Here is a 16,202-nt window from a genome sequence, read left to right as displayed (position 1 = left end):
TGGTCTGCTTCACCTGGAAAAAAGTGGGCCGCTCCCACCTGGGCGTCAACTTGCACCAGGGGCTTGCCCTGACGCCGCCTCACCCCTTTGGGCCAGGCAGGCAGCAGACTGAGAGACTCCGGGTGGCGCGCCAATCGTCTGGCAGCCTTCCCGCAGGGCAGTCTCACCTGCCTTCGAGGCCGCACTGGCGCTCTCCTGGGCGTCGACACAAGGTGAAAGCCATGGCGACCATCGAAATTGGCAAGGACGACTTCAAGGACATCGTGTCGAAGGAGGGAATCGTCATCCTTCATTGGTGGGCCGTCTGGTGTGGCCCGTGTCGCTCCTTCGACCCCGTCTTCGAGCAGGCCAGCGAGCAGCATCCAGACATCCGCTTCGGGACGATCGACATCGAAAAGGAGCCAGAGCTGGCCGACGCGTTCGCGGTCCGCTCCCTTCCCACGGTGATGGCCCTCCGCGACGGCCTCATGCTCTTCGAGCGGGCGGGAGAGCTGTCGGCGGCGGAACTCGAGGAACTCATCCGCCAGGTGCGCGCACTGGACATGAACGAGGTCCGCCAGCGGGTCGTGGAGCTTCGGTCTCAGCAATGATAAAGCCATGACGACAATCACTCACCCGGAACCCCTGAAGCGAAAGGCCTATGAAAAAGAGCTTCGCAAGCTCCAGGCCCAGCTCTGCCTGCTTCAGGATTGGGTCAAGCAGAAGGGGTTGCGTGTCGTCGTGGTGTTCGAAGGAAGGGACGCCGCGGGCAAGGGCGGCACGATTCGCGCCATCACGGAGCGGGTGAGTCCCCGGGTATTTCGCGTGGTGGCCCTCCCGGCGCCCTCGGACCGGGAGAAGAGCCAGATGTTCCTCCAGCGGTACGTGCCCCATTTCCCCGCCGCGGGCGAGATCGTGATCTTCGACCGCAGTTGGTACAACCGGGCGGGAGTCGAGCTCGTGATGGGCTTCTGCACTCCCGAGGAGCACAAGCGCTTCTTGAAAGGCTGCCCCGTCTTCGAGAAGTACATGGTCGAGAGTGGAATACTCCTGCTGAAGATCTGGCTCGAGGTGGGCATGGAGGAGCAGCAGAGGCGATTCGAAGCACGGATCGCGGACCCCCTCCGGCAGTGGAAGCTGAGCCCGATGGACATCGAGTCCTGGACGCGCTGGTACGACTACTCCCGTGCGCGTGACATGATGTTCGCCGCGACGGACACGCCGTATGCGCCCTGGTTCATCTTGCGGTCCGACGACAAGAAAAGGGCGCGGCTCAACTGCATCCGCTTCCTGCTGGACAAGATTCCCCACAAGAAAGTGAAGCGCCAGAAGGTCAAGCTGCCCCGCCGTTCCATGCGTGAGGCCTATGACGATGGCGCTTCACTCGAGGGGAAGAATCACATACCCGAGAGGTACTGACGTCCACCCATCACGGGCAGTTGAGCTCGTAGCGCTTCGTGTCTCCGTCGGGCCCGGTGACGGTGGCGGTCGAGGAGCCGTTGAACTCCGTGGTGAAGGCGCCGTCCTTGCTCTCCACCGTCACCTTGCCCGCGGAGGGGCACTGGTTCTCGCAGCGCTGGAAGTTGGAGACGGTCGCGGTGGTGGTCAAATCGTCGCGGGTGCTACCGCCCTGGCCATTCATGGTCACGCATCCGCTCCCTTGCTCCCAGTTCATGGTGATCTGCTCATTCCGGGAGTCAGCCGTGTCTGGAGAGCGGCTGCGTGACGTCATCGTCACCACTCGCTGGGTGCCCGAGCGCGTGGCGACCGCGTCCAGATCGAGGATATAGGGGCGTCCACCCGCGGTCAGGTCCGTGGAGGAGGCCTTGAGGACGAGCTGGCCGTTGGTCTCCGAGAGCTCGAGCCGCACGGTCCCGGAGACCGAGTTCAGCCCGAAGGCGCCAGAGCAGTTGTTGAAGTTGTAGGTCACCGTGGAGCCCGAGGCCACCGCCCCCGCGCACCCGGCAGGGGTGTAGTACGTGTTGGCCCGGTCGGCGATCGCCGTCGCGGCCGCGTTCACATCGACCTGAGCCGTGACCGGCGCGGAGAAGTAGTAGACGCCATAGGGATCGACCCAACTGTAGGCGTAGTACGCGTCGTAGCCGTACCAGTATGGGTCGTAATAGGCGTAGTCGTAATAGTAGGGGTCGTAGTAGGTGGCGTAACACCCGGTCATGGTCATCGCGAAAAGAGAGACCATCGCCTTGAAGCGCTTCATCGTTGGCTCCTTGCCGAAGGTAGAGCCCCCGCATCCGCGCCTTCGAGGATTCCGAGGCAGAGGCCGCAACGAGGGCGTCTATTCGTCTTGTGTGCGAGCAAGGTAGTGAGCGGGATCGGGGTCGTAATGGGTCCTCCAGGATGAGACCCCCGTTGGCCTGGAGACGGCGCCCAGGTGCTGCGGTTGTTGGAAGGATCTACTCCCAGGCCAGCGCGAGCTCGGTGTGCCACGAGGAAGCGGGCGGCGCGCCCACCCGTAGGAACGTCTGCAGGTCCCGCGGCTGGCGAGGACGGCCGCGCGCCACGGAGCTGCCGGGGGCAGGCCCGGGCCGCCGTGCACGACGACGAGGTCTCGCCCCTGGCCCACGGCCACGTGGTGCAGCTGCACACCCGGGGCCACCTGCCAGCTCGAGGCGTCGGCTCGCTGTCCGGGTGGCACCTCCAGTGTCTCGCCCCGCTCCGCCAACGCTTGCTCCACGGTGCCCGGCTCGAAGAGCGCGCGCCCCATCCACCACCACGTGCCCACCGTCGCGTCCACCAGCAGGGCGAGTGCTCCGAGTGCTACAACCATGAGGGTCCTCCGCGATCTGTGTCTGGGTGACATGCGCGGAGGGTGGAGGTCTGCCCCTGGGGCAGAGTCAAGCGCATGCTGGAGTTCCAGCGCGGCTCCCGCCCCCGGATGGAGAGTCATGCAGCATCTGGTCCAGGAGGCGTGTACCCTGGGGCCCCTGCGCCCGCCCACCAGAACACGCTCATGAAACAGAAGCTCGTCGACTACTTCCGCCGCATCGCACCTCTGTCGGACGAGGAAGCCCAGGCCATCCTGGACAGCATGGTGGTGAAGTCCTGTCCGAAGGGCACGCACCTGCTCATGGCGGGCCAGGTCTGCACCGAGGCCTACTTCGTCCTCCAGGGCTGCGTCCGCCAGTACTACGTCGTCGACGGTGAAGAGCGGAGCAACGGCTTCTTCACCGAGGACGACTGGGTCCTCTCGATTCACAGCCTGATGAACCAGACCCCGGCGGATCACTTCCTGGTCTGCGCGGAGGACACCACGGTGGTGGTAGGCAACGCGCAACGCGAGCAGGACCTGTATCGACGCTTCCCGCGCTTCGAAAGCATCTCCCGGATGGCGATGCAGAAGGTCCTGGCGGAACAGCAGGAGCGGCTCGCCTCCTATCTCACCGATAGCCCGGAGCAGCGCTACCTCAAACTCTCGAAGACGCGGCCGGAGATCTTCCAGCGGATTCCCCAGTACCAGCTGGCCAGCTACATCGGCGTGAAGCCCGAGTCGCTGAGCCGGATCCGGAAGCGCATCGCCACGCGCGGCAAGCCGGCTACGCCGCGACGGAAGGCGTGACCGTCCGGAACCCCTTGGCGATGAGCCAGCCGCCGAGGAACAGCTCGAACAGGCCTCCGGGCCCGGAGAAGAGGACGCCCCACGGCAGCCCGAAGAGCTCGACCACGGACCCCAGCGCCAGAAGCCCGTAGCCCACCGCGCCCACCAGCGGGAGGAACGAGGGCAGCAGCCGGGACCGGTACAGCGACAGGCAGAACGGCACGCTTCCGGCCCCCAGGATGATCATCGCGAGCTGGTACGCCCAGAAGTTCCCCTTCGAGAGGAGTTTGACCAGGGTGACCAGATCCGGCGTCGTCTGCCCTTGTGCGGATTCTCCGAGTGGAAGGATGGACAGAAGGAACACCACCCCGACGAGGAGGAGCAACGCCTCCATCACCCGCGTGCAGACGTACGCGACGGCGATGCTCGGGCTCCGCTCACGGAGTATCGGAAAGAACAGCACGCCAATCCCGACGACGGTGATGGAGTTCAACAGGAGCAGCAGCGCGCCCCCGACGAATGGAGTCCTCTGACCGACCACCGCGGCCAGGTGCACCGGCTCCTTCAGGACGGAGGTGACGAGCGCGGTGCCGATGCCGTAGGCGAAGAACGGCAGGAGGAAGAGAATCCCCAGGGAGCGGGAGTGAAGGCGAGTGGTGTTCATTTCGAGGGTTCTAGAGCGTTCAGCGACGGTGTGGCCTCGACAGTAGGGCAGGGGCGCCCTCGCCCGCATTGACGAGGATCAATAAATGCGGGTCGCGCTCCCCACCCGCGAAGAGCAACCTGCTGAACAGCCTCTTGCACTTCAGGCCCGGCTCCCCTCGCGAGCCAACTCGGGCATGCTCGTGGGCTGCTCCAAACGTGGAGCGATACGCGAGGAGGGGGGAATGAAGCTCTTCACGATGGGAGACAGTCTCGCGCAGGGGTTCCGCTCCCTGTCGAGCGCCCGGACGGATCAGTGCTACTCGACGTTGATCGCCCAGGTGCTTCAGGCCGACCCCTATCGCTACCCAGTCTGGCCGCACGGCGGTCTGCCCGTGGATCTCGAGCGGGTCATGCGCCGGTTGGAGGCGCGCTATGGAGGCAACATCCGCAGCTTCGAGTGGCTGACGGTTCTCCAGACCATCAACGATGTGCTCGACGAATCGGAGACCTTCTACGAAAGAGGCGAGGGCCGCGAGAACACGCCCTATCCCGGCGGGGACCGTTTCTGGCACAACGCGGCGTTCTGGGGGGCCACCGTCGCCGATGCCTGGCAGGTGACGCCCGCCGTCTGCAAGCAGGCCATCCGGGCCGCCAAGGGCCGCCGGGATGAGTTCCTGGGCGTACCGAATGCCTCGTACTACCGGACCGCGCTCAAGGTGCTGAATCCGCAGCTGGATCCGGCGCTCGATGGCATCAGCCAGCTCGGCTGGCTGGAACATCATGCCCGGGCCGAGGGCGTGGAGAACCTGCTGCTCTGGCTGGGCGCGAACAACGCACTGGCCACGGTGATTCAGCTCCGCATCCAGCAGACCCCGAACGATCCCAGGAATCGCCCCTACCGGCTCGGCTATTTCGAGCGTGACTCTTTCGGCTGGAACCTCTGGCACCCCGAAGACTTCGCCCCGGAGTACGAACACCTCATGAACGAGGTCACTCGGATCATGGCCACCAACAAGGCGCAGGACTGGCGCGTCTTCGTGGGGACGGTGCCGGAGGTGACCATCGCCCCCCTGGCCAAGGGAGTGGGCGAGACCTACGAGATCGACGGCTCCATCTATTACAAGTACTACACGTACTTCCCCTTCGAGGAGGAGTTCGCCCACACCTCGAAGTACCAGCTGTCCCTCCAGGATGCGTTGCACATCGATCGGTGCATCCACCGGTACAACGACACCATCAAGAGCCTGGTCAAGGCCGCGAACGCGCGAGCGGGGAAGCCGAGATTCTTCATCGTCGATCTCTGCAAGGCGTTTCACGACATCGCCTGGAAGAGGAACGACGCCCAGCCGCCGTATCAATATCCGAGCGGCTTCGAATTCATCTACCCCAAGGTCGATTCCAAGTATTACCACGCGGACGAGACCGGCCGGCTCCGTCAGGGCGGGTTGATCGGTCTCGACGGAGTCCACCCGGGCGCGATCGGTCATGGACTCATGGCCTGGGAGTTCTTGAAGGTGATGCGAGACGCCGGTGTGAAGGTCGATGGCGCGGATATCAATCCAGATGCCCTGGATTGGTCCGCGATCTTCGCCAGCGACTCGCTCTACTCGTCGCCCATCCGGATCATGAGGGAGATCTACCAGAACACCCGGCTGGCGGAGACCCTGCTCAAGCTGCTCGACGCCTGGAAGGACTGAGCGTTCGTTTCGCAGGTTCCACTGCGCCAGGTCGTCATGGTGTCCAGCAAGGGCAGGGGGGAGCGGAGGGCGGCCCCGAGGACCGCCTCCCGCTGGACACCCATCAGCCCGCGATGTCCGCCGCGACCTTCATCGAGACGATCTTGTCCGGGTCCCGCACCGGCTCGCCGCGCTTGATCTTGTCCACGTTCTCCATGCCCTCGATGACCTGGCCCCAGAGCGTGTACTGCTTGTCCAGGAAGGTCGCGTTGTCGAAGACGATGAAGAACTGCGAGTTGGCGGAGTGGGGATCCTGCGCCCGCGCCATCGAGCACGCCCCGCGGGTGTGCTTGGCGTTGTTGAACTCGGACTTCAGGTCCGGCTTGCTGGAGCCGCCCATGCCGGCGCGGCTCGGGTTGAAGTCGGGGCCGGAGGTCTTGCCGAACTTGACGTCACCGGTCTGGGCCATGAAGCCGTCGATCACGCGGTGGAAGACGACGCCGTCATAGGCCCCCTCCCGCGCCAGCTCCTTGATGCGGGCGCAGTGGTTGGGCGCGAGGTCGGGGCGCAGCTCGATGACGACCTTGCCCTTGGTCGTCTCCATCACGAGGGTGTTCTCGGGGTCCTTGATGTTCGCCATGTTCTTTCCTTCCTTTTATGGAACGGGTGGGGAAGCGATGTCCGCGCGGAGCATGTAGTCCAGGTCCGCGACTGTTCCAGTTTGTAGACCACCCGCGCGCTCGTTACCCAGCGCCATGGCGCGCCGGGCCATCGATCGGGGGCTGGAATGCTCACTACGAGGCTTGTTCCTGGCCGCCGCGGACGTCCTGGGTGTCTCGCGCACGACCGTCCGGTGTATCCCGTCCGAGCTGTAAAAATGCAGGCCCCTGAGGGGCGAACGCGTCCGAGGCGATTTCGAACGGCCGACCGATGATTTTGGCGGCCGGGGGCCGTCCATGAGGCAAAACAAGGAGCAATTCATGCGGAGAGTCGTGGCCGGAGCTTTCGTCAGTCTCGATGGCGTGATGCAGGCGCCGGGTGGTCCGGAGGAGGATCCGAGCGGTGGCTTCAAGTTCGGCGGCTGGACGGTGCCGTATTGGGATGACGCCATTGGTGCGTCGCTCGGCGAAGGCTTTTCACAGCCCTTCGACCTCCTTCTCGGCCGGCGCACCTATGACATCTTCGCGGCGCATTGGCCCCACATCGAGACCGATCCCACGAAGAGCACCTTCGACGCGGTGAACGCCCAGGTCGCGGAGACGTTCAACCGCGCGACCAAGTACGTGGCCACCCACGCTCCCGAGACGCTCACCTGGAAGAACACGCAGTGGCTCGGCAAGGACGTCGCGGACGCGGTGCGCGCGCTCAAGAAGCAGGAGGGTCCGGTGTTGCTCGTTCAGGGCAGCAGCGAGTTGCTCCAGACGTTGCTCGCCCATCAGCTCGTCGATGAGCTGCGTCTCCTCATCTACCCGGTGCTGCTGGGTCGAGGGAAACGGCTGTTCGGGACCGACATCGCGCCCGGTGCCCTGAAGCTCACCAGGTCCGCGGCCGCACCCACTGGCGTCGTCATCGCGACGTACGAACGCGCCGGGGAGGTGAAGAGCGGGTCATTCGCGTTGGAGACGCCGACCGAAGCGGAGCTTGCCCGGCGGAAGACGCTCACTTCCGGCGGGGAGCGAGCCGGGTCGGCCAGGGAGAACGGAAGTCCGGCCGTTGACACCGCCTCGGGGACGCCCGAGAAGGTGACTCCATGAGCCTCGCGAAGAAGTTGAACCTCAAGGACGGTATGAAGCTCCGTGTCCTCGGCAAGCCCAGGGACGTGGACCTCGACGACGTCACGACCACGACCTCGGCCAAGGAAGGTGTCCTCGTCTTCGTCAAGACGCTCGCCGAGGTGGACAGCAAGTGCGCGCCCCTTGTCGAGGCCGCGAAGCAGGACCGCATCGCGTGGGCGGCCTACCCCAAGGCGGGACAGCTGGACACGGACCTCAACCGGGACATTCTGTGGAAGCACCTGGAGCGCCAGGGCATCGAGGGCGTGCGCCAGGTCGCGCTCGACTCCGTGTGGAGTGTCATGCGCTTCCGGCCGGGCAGTGGCGAGACGCCCCGCGCGAAGGCCGTCCCGAAGTCCCCACCGGCCAAGAAGGGCGCCAAGGCAGACAAGCCCTCCAGCATCGACGCGTACATCGCCGCGGCTCCCGAGGACGTCCAGGCCATCCTCCAGAAGGTGCGCAAGACGATCCGCAAGGTGCTCCCCAGGGCCGACGAGAAGATCAGCTATGGGATGCCCGCGCTCATGCTCGACGAGCGGAACGCGGTGTACTTCGCGGCCTGGAAACACCACATCGGGCTCTACCCGGTCTACCGCTCGGACGATCCCATCGAGAAGGAGCTCGCGCCGTACCGCGACGCGAAGGACACGCTCAAGTTCCCGCTGAACGCGCCCATTCCGTACGCGCTCATCGAGCGGGTGGTCGCCTTCCTCCAGAAGCGGCGCGCCGAAGCAGCGAAGTAGGGCGGAGGTGTCAGCTCCCCTCCAGGCCCGGCGTCCTCTTACGGCCATGGTCATGCGCTTCCGTCCGTACGCCAAGATGCCAGCTTCGGGTGAGCCCAGGGCGCAGCCCGCACCCGGAGGGTCCTGGGTGGCCCTGGAGAAGCTCCATGGTGCCCAGCTCGTGGTGGCGGTGGGCGCGGGGCAGGTCCACTTCGGCAAGCGCAAGGCCTGGCTGACGGAGGAGGAGCCCTTCTTCGGGTGGCAACTGCTGCGTGCCCAGCTTGGCGCCGCGGCTCGGACCATCGCCCGCTCGGTGGGGGCTGAAGGGGATGCCGTGTACATCTACGGCGAGCTTTTCGGCGGCCACTACCCGCATCCGGACGTGCCCGCGATGCCGGGGATGTCTCCGGTGCAGACGGGCATCTGGTATGCGCCGGACTTGCGGTGGTCCCCGTTCGACATCCTGGTGGCGCACTCGGAGGAGGACGAGGGCGTGCTGCTGGCCCACCACGAAGTGGAGGCGGTGGCCCGCGAGGCGGGTCTGCTGACGCCGCCCGTGGTGCGGCGGGGGACTCGCTCCGAGATGGGGGCAGTGCCCACGCGTGCGCCGACCCGTATCCCCGCGCTGCTGGGACTTCCGCTCATCGAGAACAACGTGGCCGAGGGCCTCGTCATCAAGGTCGATCAACGCGCGGCCCCAGGCCAGCGAGTCTCCTTCAAGCGGAAGATCGACGAGTTCAACGAGGGTCGCTTCGACGAGAGCGAGGCCTGGAATCCCCACCAGCCGCTGTCTCTCGACGCGCTGGTGGGGTGGGCCGAACGCCTGGTCAACCCGGCGCGTCTCGCCAGCGCGGTGTCGAAGGTGGGGCGGAGTGACGCGGGCCAGGTGCTCGACGAGCTGGTGCTGGATGTGCGCGTCGACCTGGAGCTGGCCTTCCCGCTGGCGTGCCGCTCGCTCGACACCACCGCGGACGAGGAGCTGTCCACCCGTATCCGCGAGCTTGCCATGCCGCTCGTCCTGACTGCGCTCGGCCTGTCCACTTCGAGCCCGTCCCGCTGACGTGAGCCGCGCCACCCACCCTCAGCGGCTCACCGCGCCAGGGAGCCGCGGTTCCAGGCGACGCGCGACGGCCAGTCGCCTTCCTTCGTGCTCAATCGAACACGAGCAGCGGATGCGGGGAGACTCCTCTCGACCCGGCTTCAACGCGCTCAGCCTGGACCGCTGAAACGCTCCGGGTGGGCCGTGAGGTAGACCGCCACCGTGGCGACGGCGAGCAGCAGGGGGGCGGCGCGAGCGAAGGCGCGGTGACCGGAGAGCAGGGCGAAGCCCACGGGCACGCCGAAGAGGAAGCCTCCGAGGTGTCCGGCCCAGCTCACCCCGGGCAGCAGGCTGAGCACCGCCACCTGGGCCAGCCAGACGAAGAGGCTCTTGCGGAACTCGCGCGTGGCGATGACGACCATGGCCCCCGCCCAGCCCAGGATCATCCCCGATGCCCCCACGGTGGGCACGTCGAAGTTGAAGAAGAGGGCGAAGGCCGAGGAGCCGAGCGCGGCCATGAGGGAGAGCACCAGGAAGCGCCCGCTGCCGATGGCCCGCTCCAAGGGGAAGCCGATGGAGTAGCCCACCCACATGTTGAAGGCCAGGTGGAGGGGGCCTCCGTGCGAGAAGACGCAGCTCAGCACCCGCCAGTACTCCCCGTTCTGGACGAGCGGCCCGAAGAGGGCAATCCGCTGGAAGACGGGCCCGAGCGCCCCCGGGTTGGCTCCGGACCGGGCGAGCAGGAGGTCCAGGACGAAGAGGGCCACCGAGCCCCCGAGGACGGCCGCGCACACCGGAGGCCACGGCTGGCGCACCGGGGGAGGAGCGGCTGGCTCGGGTTCCGCCTTGTACGGGCCTTGAGGCAGGTCTTCGGGGTTCATCCAGGGCTCGGGGCTCGTGGCGGACGACGGTGTCGCTCTGAGAGGGTGGTCACCTCGCGGAGGTTGCGCAACCCGAGCTGGCCCCTGGGGAGCCAGGACGTGAACACCTCGGTGGTGAAGCGGGGTAGCCTCCCCGCCCGCCCCGGCGGTCCGGGGCCTCGGAGGCTCTGATGGCAGCACGCAAGGCGATGGCGAAGAAGACACCCAGGAAGAAAACACCCACGAAGAATCCCCCCGCCAGGAAGAGCGCCGCGAGGAAGACGCCCGCGAGGAAGACGCCCGCGAAGACCCCGGCGAAGGGCGCGGCCGCCAAGAAGACTCCTGCCCGCCAATACCTGCGCCGCGAGGACCTCGGAGCCCCGGCGGACGCCTTCTTCGCGCAGCAGCCCCCGGAGCTGCGCGAGTACCTCGAGGCCCTGCGTGCCCTGGTGAAGAAGGCCGCCCCCGGCGCCCGCGAGTCCATGAAGTGGGGCATGCCCTACTTCGAGCTGAAGGGCGGGTTCTGTGCGCTCTACGCCTCGACGACCTACGCCGCCCTCAGCATCATGGCGCCCCCGGAGAAGCTCGACGACCCGGAAGGAAAGCTCGAGGGCTCCGGGAAGACCATGCGCCACCTCAAGGTGCGCAGCGCCGCGGACATCGACGAGGCGAGCATCCTGCGCTGGGTGAAGGCCGCGGTGGCGCACCACTCCTGAGGGAGAGGGGGAAGCCGCCCGCGGAGAAATAGCGCAGCAGGCACCTGCAATGGAGGTGCTGCTGGCACGTGATGTCCGTCATGCGCACCCCAGGAATTCTCTCCCGAGCCCTCGCCCTCCTCACCTTCTTCCTGAGCACCACCGCCGCCGCGCAGGCCGCGGGCGTGGGCTTCCGCGAGCTGGCACTCAAGGACCCCGTCAATGGAGGTCCCATGGCGGGCCTCGTCTTCTACCCCGCCGCCCAGCCCGCGGAGCCGCTCCCCGTGGGGGCGTGGCGCGCCGACGCGGGCAAGGAGCTGGAGCCCGTCCCCGGCCGCTACCCGCTGGTGCTCATCTCCCACGGGCATGGTGGCAGCCGCTGGGGACACCATGACGTCGCCACGGCGCTCGCGCGCGAGGGCTTCGTCGTCGCGTCGCTCGACCACCCGGGCGCCAGCTTCAAGGACGCCCAGGGGCCGCTGGCCGGCACGGACGCGGTGTGGCTCGGGCGGGCGCTCCAGGTGAAGGCCCTGCTCGACGGCGTGCTGGCGGACCCGACGGTGGGCTCCTCCGTGGACGTGGGCCGCGTGGGGGCCCTGGGCTTCTCCGCCGGCGGCTACACCACGCTGCTGCTGGCGGGCGCGGTGCCGGACGAAGAGGCAGGCGGTGCTCTGCGGGCTGCTGCCGAAGGTGCGCGTCACGCGTCCGGACCTGAAGGACACCGCGGAGCCGCGCATCCGCGCCATCTTCACCATGGCGCCGGTGGGCGTCTTCTTCGACAAGGCCGGCCTGAAGAACGTGAAGGTGCCCGTGCGCCTGTACGCCGCCGCGAAGGACGAGGTGCTCCCGGTGGCGGACCACGCGGGCCACGTGCGCGCCTCGCTGCCCGCGGCACCCGAGTACACGCTCGTCCCGCGCGCGGGGCACTACGTCTTCCTCGCGCCCTGCATGCCCGAGGCGAAGCAGGAGGCGCGGGACATCTGCGTGGACCCGCCCGGCGTGGACCGCGAGAAGCTCCACCGCGAGTGGACCGGGGACGCGGTGCGCTTCTTCACCCGCACGCTGGCACCGGCCCCCGCGAAGCCCTGAAGCGAGCCGCGCCCTCCCACGGCTCGCACAGGCCCACCGTTGCGCTCGCCCGGTAGTAGCAGCCCCGTCAGGTACCGAAGCGGACGGCGTACCGGCTCCGCGCTTGCGTGAGCGTCTCCGCGTCCAGCAGCGCCGCCGTCTTTTCCTGCGTGGAGAGAGGCTCGGGCGTTCCCTCCAACAGCTTGCGGCGTGCCGAGGCGAGCACGAGCGGCATCGCCCCCGAGCCCGGGAGCGACTCCAGCAGCGCCAGGTGCAGGGCATGGGCGCGTGGATCCGTCAGCACCCGCTCCAGTCCGTCCTCCACCGGCGCCAGTGGCCGTTGCGCGAGCTCGAGCGCCCGGGTCAGCACCGGTGGAGCATCCGACTCCTCGGGGATGAGGAACAGGCCGTGCCGCCGCGCCCACGTGCCCAGCGAAGCGCGCGCCGTCCACACCGACAACGGAATGGACAGCAACAGCCCCACCACCACGGGCGACAGCCACGCGAGCAGTCCCGGGGACGACACGAGCACCACCGCCGTCAGCACCACGCCCGCCAGCGTGTGCACCGCGTGGCGCCGCGCCGCCTCCGCCCACGGCAATTCCTCATCATCGCGCTGCTGGCTCGTCCAGGACACCCGGTAGCCGAGCAGCGTCCCGAAAACGAAGTGCGACTGGAAGAGCATCATCACCGGGGCGAGCAGCGTGGACATCCCGATCTCCGCCAGCGCGCTCAGCACCAGCCGCACCCGGCCGCCCATGCGCTCCGCCTCTTCCCGCCGCGCCAGCGCCAGCACCAGGCCGAACACCTTGGGCAGCAGCAGCATGGCCATGGACACACCCATCAGCCACAGCGCGCCCTCGCTGTCGAGCATGGAGGACTCCAGGTCCACGACGCGGCCGTGCAGCGCCGCCCCCAGTCCCGCCAGCAGGAAGAGCAGCCACAGCGGTGAGGCCACGTAGGACATCACCCCCATGAGGAAGTGGGCCCGGCTCACCGGGTGCAGCCCGCCCGCGAGCACCAGCCGCAGGTGCTGGAGGTTGCCCTGGCACCAGCGCCGATCCCGCTGCGCGTACGCCAGCAGGTGGGGCGGGGACTGCTCGTAGCTGCCGTCCAGCTCCGGCACCAGCCACACCGTGTAGCCCGCGCGCCGCATCAGCGCCGCCTCCACGAAGTCATGGCTGAGGATGTGGCCGCCGAAGGGCTGCTGCCCCGGCAGCACCGGAAGTCCGCAGTGCTCGGTGAAGGCGGACACGCGCAGGATGGCGTTGTGGCCCCAGTAGTTGGACTCGCCGAGCTGCCACGCCGCCGCGCCCGCCGCCACCACCGGCCCGTACACCCGCCCGGCGAACTGTTGCAGCCGCGCGAAGAGCGTGGTCTTCCCCACGCACCGCGGCGGCGCCTGGAGGATGCCCGCGCGCGGATTGAGCTCCATCAGCCGCGCCATCTTCACCAGCGTCTCGCCCGCCATGATGCTGTCGGCGTCCAGCACCACCATGAAGTCGTAGCGCCGGCCCCAGCGCTCGCAGAAGTCGGCGAGGTTGCCCGCCTTCTTCCCCGTGTTGTCCGAGCGCCGCCGGTAGAAGATGCGCCCCTGTCCGCCCACCCGCTGGCACAGGTCCGCCCACGCCAGCTCCTCGGCCACCCAGGCCTCCGCGCGCGTGGAATCGCTCAGCACGTAGAAGTCGAAGCAGTCCAGCCGCCCCGTGGCCGCCAGGGACTCGTAGGTGGCCTGCACGTTGGCGAAGACCGACGCCGGATCCTCGTTGTGGATGGGCATCACCACCGCGGTGCGGCCGTTCAGCGGAGCGGCTTCCTCCTTCGCGTCCGGCCACCGGAGGCCCGGCACCCGCCCTCCGAGCGCGAGCTCGAGGAAGCCCGCCACCGCCGTCCAGAAGGACAGGGAGATCCAGGCGAAGCACAGGGCGAAGAGTCCCAGCATCACCACCTCGGGAGCGGTGAGTCCCCAGTCGCTCAGCAGCCAGTACATCTCCCACGTTCCGAGCAGGGTGGAGCTCGCGGCCAGGCCGAGGACACACCCCCGCCGAAGCCCGGTGGTGTCGGGCGAGAACGAATGCGCGTGCATGGTGCTCCCGAGGCTCAGCGAGAGATGGAGACGTCCGGCTCTCCCGCCCGCCACCAGCGGCGGAAGAGCTCACCCAGGGGCCACAGCACCAACTGCTGCTCTGGCATCACCGTGGGCAGCTCCCTCGGCGCGGGGACGGGTACCGCGGCGCGCAGGGCCCGCGTGAGCTCCGGCGGCACCTCGCCTGGGCCCAGGGTGAGGACGTCCGCGCCCCAGCGCGCCGCCTCGCACAGCACGAAGGCCGCACGGCCGCGGGACAGCAGCGCGCCACCCCTCGCGAGGCCCGCGCCGAGCACTCCGGACAGCCAGTCCTCCATCCGGGCCCGGGCGAGCTCCACCGCGTCTCGCGCCTCCTGGCCCCGCGTGCCGAGCACCCACGCCGACAACCGGGAGAGGTCCGCGTCCGTGGTGAAGCCGAAGGACTCGAAGAAGGCATCGAGCGCCTCGCGCGCGTCCGCGGAGGAGGGGAAGAAGGTCGGCGTCATCACGGGGTCCATAGGTAACTCCAGGTCTCGGTGAGGGTTTCGGATCCACGTCGGAGGAAGCAGCGCAGCTCTGCGGGGGCGCCTGTCCCGGGTAGCAGCTCGAAGGTGACCCTCCAGCCGCCGGTGACGTCGTTGTGCTGTGCGGTGGGGCGGAGCACCTGGCCCGTCGAGGTGGTGACGACCGCCTCCACCGGGCCCGAGCCCTCGGTACCGCCGCGCGAGAACTCGAGGATGAAGCGCCGGGCCCCGGGCGTACTGCCCGCAGCCTCGCGCGTGGCGGTGGTGTGGGCCACCGTGGAGGGCTCGGGCGGCGTGCTCCCCCAGTGCAGCCGCCAGCCCAGGCGCAGCTCGGTGCCGGGCTTGAAGGGCGCCTCGGGCACCCAGTAGGCCACGATGTTGTCGTGCACCTCCTCCGGGGTGGGGAGCTCCACCAACTGCACCACGCCCCGGCCCCAATCGCCCACCGGCTCCACCCAGACACCGGGGCGCTTGTCGTAGCGCGCCTCGAGGTCCTCGTAGCTGGTGAAGGCTTGATCGCGTTGCAGCAGGCCGAAGGTGCGCGGGCCGTCCACCTGGAAGCTGGAGACGCTCAGCTGGCCGGGGTTGCGCAGTGGGCGCCACAACCGCTCGCCGCCCTTCGTCCACAGGAAGAGCCCGTCCGAGTCATGCACCTCGGGCCGGAAGTCGTCCGGGGTGCCACGGTCGTTCTCCCCGAAGAGGTACATGCTGGTGAGCGGTGCCACTCCGAGCCGCTTCACCGCCTTGCGCGCGTGGAGAGACGCCTCCACCTCCATCACCGTGCGCTCGCCGGGGATGATGACGAAGCGGTACGCGCCGGTGACGCTCGGGCTGTCGAGCAGCGCATGCACCACGATGCGGTCCGCGCCGGGCGCCGGCTTCTCCAGCCAGAACTCGCGGAACGAGGGGAACTCCTCGCCCTCGGGGAGCGCCGTGTCGATGGCCAGCCCGCGCGCGGACAGTCCGTACACGTTGCCCCGGCCCAGGGAGCGGAAGTAGCTGGCCCCGAGGAACGACACCACCTCGTCGAAGTGGTCCGGCCGGTTGAGCGGGTGGGTGAGCCGGAAGCCCGCGAAGCCCTCCATCCGCGCGGGGGCCGGCGCCAGCGCGCCATGAGCATAGAGGTCCGGTGAGAACCGCACCGTCTCCACGCGCCCGCCCACCACCTCGTGCACCGTGACGGGCGAGGTGTAGAGGAAGCCGGGGTGGAAGAACTGCGCCTGGAAGGGCAGGCCGGCGTCGCGCCACCGGGCGCGCTCGTTGCGGTAGCGGATGTCGCGGTACTGGTCGTACGTGAGCCGTGCGTACTCGGGAGGGAGGGCCGCCACCGGGGCCTGGTAGGGGCGTCCGGCCAGCTCCCGGGCCCGTTCCCGCACCCGCTCGGCGCTGAACGCGGGCTTGGGTGCGGCCACGGCCACCACGGACCACAGAGCACCGAGCACGCAGGCCAGACGTGCTCCTCGTACAGCCCACTTCATCGACTTCACTTCCGACTCCCTCCGGGCGGTGACGCGTTGCGTTCGGGCACGTAGCAGCCCCCGTGCCATTCACCGCGCGCACTCCGGATGTCGGGAAACCCCCGTTATTTTTCGCATCACGGC

17 protein-coding genes and 1 pseudogene are annotated in these 16,202 nt (G+C 68.2%); 10 read left to right on the top strand and 8 right to left on the bottom strand.

Annotated features, from left to right (window positions below):
• The first annotated feature begins 221 nt into the window (after window positions 1-221).
• Together Q664_RS38315 and ppk2 are read left to right on the top strand one after the other, a co-directional pair.
• Window positions 222-590, top strand: coding sequence for a thioredoxin family protein (locus tag Q664_RS38315; RefSeq protein ID WP_043407685.1), 369 nt, complete (start codon window positions 222-224; stop codon window positions 588-590).
• A 7-nt stretch (window positions 591-597) separates the two neighbouring features.
• Window positions 598-1,398, top strand: coding sequence for a polyphosphate kinase 2 (gene ppk2 / locus Q664_RS38310; protein ID WP_043407682.1), 801 nt, complete (start codon window positions 598-600; stop codon window positions 1,396-1,398).
• A 10-nt stretch (window positions 1,399-1,408) separates the two neighbouring features.
• Here ppk2 and Q664_RS38305 read toward each other — a convergent pair whose 3' ends face one another.
• Both Q664_RS38305 and Q664_RS61660 read right to left on the bottom strand, forming a co-directional pair.
• Entirely contained in the window at window positions 1,409-2,197 is a 789-nt protein-coding gene (locus Q664_RS38305) for a hypothetical protein (protein WP_043407680.1), read from the bottom strand.
• A gap of 78 nt (window positions 2,198-2,275) precedes the next feature.
• Window positions 2,276-2,767, bottom strand: a complete 492-nt coding sequence (locus Q664_RS61660) for a hypothetical protein (protein WP_235217044.1) — start codon at window positions 2,765-2,767, stop codon at window positions 2,276-2,278.
• 183 nt (window positions 2,768-2,950) lie between these two features.
• Between Q664_RS61660 and Q664_RS38300 the strand changes: the two genes are divergently transcribed.
• Window positions 2,951-3,556 (top strand): Crp/Fnr family transcriptional regulator, encoded by a 606-nt coding sequence (locus Q664_RS38300; RefSeq protein ID WP_043407912.1) that lies wholly within the window; start codon window positions 2,951-2,953, stop codon window positions 3,554-3,556.
• Here Q664_RS38300 and Q664_RS38295 read toward each other — a convergent pair.
• A complete protein-coding gene (locus Q664_RS38295; protein ID WP_043407677.1) occupies window positions 3,534-4,199 on the bottom strand; it encodes a DUF4386 domain-containing protein in 666 nt (221 codons plus the stop codon). The two genes, Q664_RS38300 and Q664_RS38295, sit on opposite strands and share 23 nt — an antisense overlap.
• Window positions 4,200-4,422: 223 nt before the next feature.
• On the opposite strand from Q664_RS38295, the gene Q664_RS38290 reads away from it, so the two are divergent.
• The gene (locus Q664_RS38290; protein ID WP_043407674.1) at window positions 4,423-5,877 is read left to right on the top strand and encodes a hypothetical protein; all 1,455 of its coding nucleotides are present in this window, start codon (window positions 4,423-4,425) and stop codon (window positions 5,875-5,877) included.
• 103 nt (window positions 5,878-5,980) lie between these two features.
• Here Q664_RS38290 and Q664_RS38285 read toward each other — a convergent pair whose 3' ends face one another.
• On the bottom strand, window positions 5,981-6,496 hold the full coding sequence (locus tag Q664_RS38285) for a peptidylprolyl isomerase (RefSeq protein ID WP_043407671.1): 516 nt from the start codon (window positions 6,494-6,496) through the stop codon (window positions 5,981-5,983).
• A 340-nt stretch (window positions 6,497-6,836) separates the two neighbouring features.
• Between Q664_RS38285 and Q664_RS38280 the strand changes: the two genes are divergently transcribed.
• The 3 genes from Q664_RS38280 (at window position 6,837) to Q664_RS38265 (ending at window position 9,410) form a co-directional block, all read left to right on the top strand.
• Window positions 6,837-7,610, top strand: a complete 774-nt coding sequence (locus tag Q664_RS38280; protein ID WP_063934840.1) for a dihydrofolate reductase family protein — start codon at window positions 6,837-6,839, stop codon at window positions 7,608-7,610.
• A complete protein-coding gene (locus Q664_RS61655) occupies window positions 7,607-8,371 on the top strand; it encodes an iron chaperone (protein WP_235217043.1) in 765 nt (254 codons plus the stop codon). The genes Q664_RS38280 and Q664_RS61655 overlap by 4 nt, the downstream gene beginning before the upstream one ends.
• A gap of 127 nt (window positions 8,372-8,498) precedes the next feature.
• Window positions 8,499-9,410 (top strand): RNA ligase family protein, encoded by a 912-nt coding sequence (locus tag Q664_RS38265; protein WP_235217042.1) that lies wholly within the window; start codon window positions 8,499-8,501, stop codon window positions 9,408-9,410.
• 149 nt (window positions 9,411-9,559) lie between these two features.
• Here the strand turns inward: Q664_RS38265 and Q664_RS38260 are convergent, their stop codons facing one another.
• Window positions 9,560-10,270, bottom strand: coding sequence for a rhomboid family intramembrane serine protease (locus tag Q664_RS38260; RefSeq protein WP_052519182.1), 711 nt, complete (start codon window positions 10,268-10,270; stop codon window positions 9,560-9,562).
• A 170-nt stretch (window positions 10,271-10,440) separates the two neighbouring features.
• On the opposite strand from Q664_RS38260, the gene Q664_RS38255 reads away from it, so the two are divergent.
• From Q664_RS38255 to Q664_RS61650, 3 genes and pseudogenes are all read left to right on the top strand, one after another.
• A complete protein-coding gene (locus Q664_RS38255; protein ID WP_152622582.1) occupies window positions 10,441-10,965 on the top strand; it encodes a DUF1801 domain-containing protein in 525 nt (174 codons plus the stop codon).
• A 71-nt stretch (window positions 10,966-11,036) separates the two neighbouring features.
• Window positions 11,037-11,384 (top strand): annotated as a pseudogene (locus Q664_RS63065) (alpha/beta hydrolase); the annotation flags it as partial.
• Window positions 11,385-11,610: 226 nt separating this feature from the next.
• Complete coding sequence (locus tag Q664_RS61650; RefSeq protein ID WP_043407665.1) at window positions 11,611-12,033, top strand: alpha/beta hydrolase family protein; 423 nt, start codon at window positions 11,611-11,613, stop codon at window positions 12,031-12,033.
• Between the two features lie 67 nt (window positions 12,034-12,100).
• Here Q664_RS61650 and mdoH read toward each other — a convergent pair whose 3' ends face one another.
• Genes mdoH through Q664_RS38235 form a run of 3 tightly spaced genes read right to left on the bottom strand, consistent with a single transcriptional unit; the run spans window position 12,101 to window position 16,079 of the window.
• Complete coding sequence (gene mdoH / locus Q664_RS38245) at window positions 12,101-14,098, bottom strand: glucans biosynthesis glucosyltransferase MdoH (protein WP_043407662.1); 1,998 nt, start codon at window positions 14,096-14,098, stop codon at window positions 12,101-12,103.
• Window positions 14,099-14,112: 14 nt separating this feature from the next.
• A complete protein-coding gene (locus Q664_RS38240) occupies window positions 14,113-14,595 on the bottom strand; it encodes a hypothetical protein (RefSeq protein ID WP_043407659.1) in 483 nt (160 codons plus the stop codon).
• The gene (locus tag Q664_RS38235) at window positions 14,583-16,079 is read right to left on the bottom strand and encodes an OpgD/OpgG family glucan biosynthesis protein (RefSeq protein ID WP_052519181.1); all 1,497 of its coding nucleotides are present in this window, start codon (window positions 16,077-16,079) and stop codon (window positions 14,583-14,585) included. Before Q664_RS38235 ends, Q664_RS38240 begins: the two co-directional genes overlap by 13 nt.
• Window positions 16,080-16,202: the final 123 nt, after the last annotated feature.

This window comes from Archangium violaceum Cb vi76 (assembly GCF_000733295.1).
Classification (GTDB): domain Bacteria; phylum Myxococcota; class Myxococcia; order Myxococcales; family Myxococcaceae; genus Archangium; species Archangium violaceum.
The sequence above is the reverse complement of the archived record's forward strand: the minus strand, read 5'-3'. Positions and strand labels throughout refer to the sequence as shown.

Coding starts and splice junctions, on each gene's coding strand:
- Q664_RS38315 (WP_043407685.1), top strand. CDS start 222: ATGGCGACCATCGAAATTGGCAAGGACGACTTCAAGGACATCGTGTCG.
- ppk2 (WP_043407682.1), top strand. CDS start 598: ATGACGACAATCACTCACCCGGAACCCCTGAAGCGAAAGGCCTATGAA.
- Q664_RS38305 (WP_043407680.1), bottom strand. CDS start 2,197: ATGAAGCGCTTCAAGGCGATGGTCTCTCTTTTCGCGATGACCATGACC.
- Q664_RS61660 (WP_235217044.1), bottom strand. CDS start 2,767: ATGGTTGTAGCACTCGGAGCACTCGCCCTGCTGGTGGACGCGACGGTG.
- Q664_RS38300 (WP_043407912.1), top strand. CDS start 2,951: ATGAAACAGAAGCTCGTCGACTACTTCCGCCGCATCGCACCTCTGTCG.
- Q664_RS38295 (WP_043407677.1), bottom strand. CDS start 4,199: ATGAACACCACTCGCCTTCACTCCCGCTCCCTGGGGATTCTCTTCCTC.
- Q664_RS38290 (WP_043407674.1), top strand. CDS start 4,423: ATGAAGCTCTTCACGATGGGAGACAGTCTCGCGCAGGGGTTCCGCTCC.
- Q664_RS38285 (WP_043407671.1), bottom strand. CDS start 6,496: ATGGCGAACATCAAGGACCCCGAGAACACCCTCGTGATGGAGACGACC.
- Q664_RS38280 (WP_063934840.1), top strand. CDS start 6,837: ATGCGGAGAGTCGTGGCCGGAGCTTTCGTCAGTCTCGATGGCGTGATG.
- Q664_RS61655 (WP_235217043.1), top strand. CDS start 7,607: ATGAGCCTCGCGAAGAAGTTGAACCTCAAGGACGGTATGAAGCTCCGT.
- Q664_RS38260 (WP_052519182.1), bottom strand. CDS start 10,270: ATGAACCCCGAAGACCTGCCTCAAGGCCCGTACAAGGCGGAACCCGAG.
- Q664_RS38255 (WP_152622582.1), top strand. CDS start 10,441: ATGGCAGCACGCAAGGCGATGGCGAAGAAGACACCCAGGAAGAAAACA.
- mdoH (WP_043407662.1), bottom strand. CDS start 14,098: ATGCACGCGCATTCGTTCTCGCCCGACACCACCGGGCTTCGGCGGGGG.
- Q664_RS38240 (WP_043407659.1), bottom strand. CDS start 14,595: ATGGACCCCGTGATGACGCCGACCTTCTTCCCCTCCTCCGCGGACGCG.
- Q664_RS38235 (WP_052519181.1), bottom strand. CDS start 16,079: ATGAAGTGGGCTGTACGAGGAGCACGTCTGGCCTGCGTGCTCGGTGCT.